This is a genomic window from Lactobacillus fornicalis (assembly GCF_055362665.1).
Genome location: NZ_JBLTIM010000034.1, coordinates 1 through 4,995, shown reverse-complemented (window position 1 = coordinate 4,995; position 4,995 = coordinate 1). Strand labels below are relative to the sequence as shown.

Below are 4,995 nucleotides of genomic sequence, written 5' to 3'. Positions count from 1 at the left end.
CTGAGCTAAACCGGATTATTAAAAAAGAGCGCGGCGGCTACCTACCCTCGCAGGAAGTTTCCCACCAACTACTCTCGGCGTGAAGAAGCTTAACTTCTGTGTTCGGCATGGGTACAGGTGTATCCTTCTTGCTATCGCCACCGCACTCTCTTTTGAGCTTACTCGCTCAAAACTGAATTTCAACCAACAAAAAACCTTCGCTTTGGTCAAGTTCTCGACTGATTAGTACTGGTCCGCTCCATAGATCGCTCTACTTCCACTCCCAGCCTATCTACCTCATAGTCTTTGAGGTGTCTTATTGCTTTCGCAAAGGAAATCTCATCTCGAGGGGGGCTTCGCACTTAGATGCTTTCAGCGCTTATCCCGTCCATACATAGCTACCCAGCGATGCCCTTGGCAGAACAACTGGTACACCAGCGGTATGTCCATCCCGGTCCTCTCGTACTAAGGACAGCTCCTCTCAAATTTCCTACGCCCACGACGGATAGGGACCGAACTGTCTCACGACGTTCTGAACCCAGCTCGCGTGCCGCTTTAATGGGCGAACAGCCCAACCCTTGGGACCGACTTCAGCCCCAGGATGCGACGAGCCGACATCGAGGTGCCAAACCTCCCCGTCGATGTGAACTCTTGGGGGAGATAAGCCTGTTATCCCCAGGGTAGCTTTTATCCGTTGAGTGATGGCCCTTCCATGCGGTACCACCAGATCACTAAGCCCGACTTTCGTCCCTGCTCGACTTGTAGGTCTCGCAGTCAAGCTCCCTTATACCTTTACACTCTGCGAATGATTTCCAACCATTCTGAGGGAACCTTTGGGCGCCTCCGTTACACTTTAGGAGGCGACCGCCCCAGTCAAACTGCCCACCTGACACTGTCCCTGACCACGCTTAGCGGCCTAGGTTAGAGCATCCATCAAACAAGGGTAGTATCCCAACAGCGCCTCCAGTAAGACTAGCGTCCTACTTTCTCTGGCTCCTACCTATCCTGTACATGTTTAACAGATACTCAATATCAAGCTACAGTAAAGCTCCATGGGGTCTTTCCGTCCTGTCGCGGGTAACCCGCATCTTCACGGGTATTATAATTTCACCGAGTCTCTCGTTGAGACAGTGCCCAAATCATTACACCTTTCGTGCAGGTCGGAACTTACCCGACAAGGAATTTCGCTACCTTAGGACCGTTATAGTTACGGCCGCCGTTTACTGGGGCTTCAATTCAAACCTTCGCTTACGCTAAGCTCTCCTCTTAACCTTCCAGCACCGGGCAGGTGTCAGCACCTATACGTCATCTTACGATTTTGCAGATACCTGTGTTTTTGATAAACAGTTGTTTGGGCCTATTCACTGCGGCTGATCCGGAGATCAGCACCCCTTCTCCCGAAGTTACGGGGTCATTTTGCCGAGTTCCTTAACGAGAGTTCTCTCGCTCACCTGAGGATTCTCTCCTCGACTACCTGTGTCGGTTTGCGGTACGGGTAATATCTCTCTGGCTAGAAGCTTTTCTCGGCAGTGTGACATCATGACCTTCGCTACTTTATTTCGCTCCGCATCACGCCTCAGCCTTTTAGAAGCAAGCATTTGACTCACTTCAAGCCTTGACGCTTACACATGATTCCAGTTACATGCGCCATTAGCCTACTGCGTCCCTCCATTGCTCTTAACGATTAATATTAGTACAGGAATCTCAACCTGTTGTCCATCGGCTACGCCTCTCGGCCTTACCTTAGGTCCCGACTTACCCTGGGCGGACGAGCCTGGCCCAGGAAACCTTAGTCTTTCGGCGGATAGGATTCTCACCTATCTTTCGCTACTCATACCGGCATTCTCACTTCTAAGCGCTCCATCTATCCTCTCGATTAGACTTCACCGCACTTAGAACGCTCTCCTACCACGTGCTTTCGCACATCCACAGTTTCGGTACTATGCTTAGCCCCGGTAAATTTTCGGCGCAGCGCCACTCGACTAGTGAGCTATTACGCACTCTTTGAATGATGGCTGCTTCTAAGCCAACGTCCTAGTTGTCTACGCAACTCCACATCCTTTTCCACTTAGCATAGATTTGGGGACCTTAACTGGTGATCTGGGCTGTTTCCCTTTCGACTACGGATCTTATCACTCGCAGTCTGACTCCCGCGTATAGATATATGGAATTCGGAGTTTATCTGGATTCAGTAACCCCTGACGGGCCCCTAGTCCAAACAGTGCTCTACCTCCATTATCCTCTCTCGCGAGGCTAGCCCTAAAGCTATTTCGGAGAGAACCAGCTATCTCCAAGTTCGTTTGGAATTTCACCGCTACCCACACCTCATCCCCGCAATTTTTAACTTACGTGGGTTCGGTCCTCCAGCCAGTTTTACCTAGCCTTCAACCTGGACATGGGTAGGTCACTTGGTTTCGGGTCTACGTCAAGTAACTGCTCGCCCTATTCAGACTCGCTTTCGCTGCGGCTCCGACTTTTCTGTCTTAACCTCGCTACTTAACGTAACTCGCCGGTTCATTCTACAAAAGGCACGCCATTACACTTTAATGTGCTTTGACTACTTGTAGGCACACGGTTTCAGGTTCTCTTTCACTCCCCTTCCGGGGTTCTTTTCACCTTTCCCTCACGGTACTGGTTCACTATCGGTCACTAGTTAGTATTTAGCCTTGCGAGATGGTCCTCGCTGCTTCAACCGGGATTCCTCGTGTCCCGGCCTACTCAGGATCCTACTAGAGCTTCGAGCTATTTCGCTTACGGGGCTCTCACCCTCTCTGGCGTCTTTTCCCAAAGACTTCAACTATACCTCTCTGTCTCATATCGTAGTCCTACAACCCCAATGAATAAATTCACTGGTTTGGGCTCTTTCCCTTTCGCTCGCCGCTACTTAGGAAATCGATTTTTCTTTCTCTTCCTGCAGCTACTTAGATGTTTCAGTTCACTGCGTCTTCCTTTAAATACCTTAACAGTATTTAATGATGCATCTCTGCACCGGGTTCCCCCATTCGGATATCTACGGGTCTTAGCTTACTTACGGCTCTCCGTAGCCTTTCGTGGTTCGTCACGTCCTTCTTCGGCTTCTAGTGCCCAGGCATTCACCGTGCGCCCTTCTCTTCTTGACCTATTACCTAGATCTCTCTTCTCGGTTCGCTTTCACAATCTGTTCAATGATTGTCTCGGTTTTTTCTTGGTTGTTATTCAGTTTTCAACGTGCAATGTTTGAGAGTTACTACTCTCAAAACTAAACAAAGTTTCTTTAGTGTGCTTCCGTACTCAGTGCCTTCTTTTAGTATCTCTACTCTCCAGCACCTTGCTTCCTTAGAAAGGAGGTGATCCAGCCGCAGGTTCTCCTACGGCTACCTTGTTACGACTTCACCCTAATCATCTGTCCCACCTTAGGCGGCTGGCTCCAAAGGTTACCTCACCGACTTTGGGTGTTACAAACTCTCATGGTGTGACGGGCGGTGTGTACAAGGCCCGGGAACGTATTCACCGCGGCGTGCTGATCCGCGATTACTAGCGATTCCAGCTTCGTGTAGGCGAGTTGCAGCCTACAGTCCGAACTGAGAACAGCTTTAAGAGATCCGCTTGCCTTCACAGGTTCGCTTCTCGTTGTACTGCCCATTGTAGCACGTGTGTAGCCCAGGTCATAAGGGGCATGATGACTTGACGTCATCCCCACCTTCCTCCGGTTTGTCACCGGCAGTCTCAATAGAGTGCCCAACTTAATGCTGGCAACTATTAACAAGGGTTGCGCTCGTTGCGGGACTTAACCCAACATCTCACGACACGAGCTGACGACAGCCATGCACCACCTGTCTCTTTGTCCCCGAAGGGAAAACCTAATCTCTTAGGTGGTCAAAGGATGTCAAGACCTGGTAAGGTTCTTCGCGTTGCTTCGAATTAAACCACATGCTCCACCGCTTGTGCGGGCCCCCGTCAATTCCTTTGAGTTTCAACCTTGCGGTCGTACTCCCCAGGCGGAGTGCTTAATGCGTTAGCTGCAGCACTGAGAGGCGGAAACCTCCCAACACTTAGCACTCATCGTTTACGGCATGGACTACCAGGGTATCTAATCCTGTTCGCTACCCATGCTTTCGAGCCTCAGCGTCAGTTACAGACCAGAGAGCCGCCTTCGCCACTGGTGTTCTTCCATATATCTACGCATTCCACCGCTACACATGGAGTTCCACTCTCCTCTTCTGCACTCAAGATTGACAGTTTCTGATGCAGTTCTTCGGTTGAGCCGAAGGCTTTCACATCAGACTTATCAATCCGCCTGCGCTCGCTTTACGCCCAATAAATCCGGACAACGCTTGCCACCTACGTATTACCGCGGCTGCTGGCACGTAGTTAGCCGTGACTTTCTGGTTGATTACCGTCAAATAAAGGCCAGTTACTACCTCTATCCTTCTTCACCAACAACAGAGCTTTACGATCCGAAAACCTTCTTCACTCACGCGGCGTTGCTCCATCAGACTTGCGTCCATTGTGGAAGATTCCCTACTGCTGCCTCCCGTAGGAGTTTGGGCCGTGTCTCAGTCCCAATGTGGCCGATCAGTCTCTCAACTCGGCTATGCATCATCGCCTTGGTAAGCCGTTACCTTACCAACTAGCTAATGCATCGCAGGTCCATCCTTTAGCGACAGCTTACGCCGCCTTTTAAACTTCTTTCATGCGAAAGTAGCTTTTATCCGGTATTAGCATCTGTTTCCAAATGGTATCCCAGACTTAAGGGCAGGTTACCCACGCGTTACTCACCCATCCGCCGCTAGCTTGTATCTATGTCCATTCCGAAGAATTTCAATAGGCAAGCTCGCTCGACTTGCATGTATTAGGCACGCCGCCAGCGTTCGTCCTGAGCCAGGATCAAACTCTCATTTTGAATTAAAATGAGCTCTTAGCTCAATCAGATTTTTTGATTTGTTATCTCAAATTTATTGCTTAACGAATTGACTTCGCTTTTGTTTGGGTTGTTACACCCGCACACTTTAGCGAAACTTTGTTCAGTTTTCAAAG

At 49.9% G+C, this 4,995-nt stretch carries 3 rRNA genes; all 3 read right to left on the bottom strand.

Annotated features, from left to right (window positions below):
* Positions 1–28: 28 nt before the first annotated feature.
* Positions 29–145 (bottom strand): 5S ribosomal RNA (gene rrf / locus ACNDLV_RS06570).
* Positions 146–202: 57 nt separating this feature from the next.
* Positions 203–3,098: ribosomal RNA gene (locus tag ACNDLV_RS06565) — 23S ribosomal RNA — on the bottom strand.
* Between the two features lie 200 nt (positions 3,099–3,298).
* Positions 3,299–4,861, bottom strand: a 16S ribosomal RNA gene (locus tag ACNDLV_RS06560).
* Together the 16S, 23S and 5S rRNA genes form the textbook arrangement of a ribosomal RNA operon.
* Positions 4,862–4,995 lie beyond the last annotated feature (134 nt).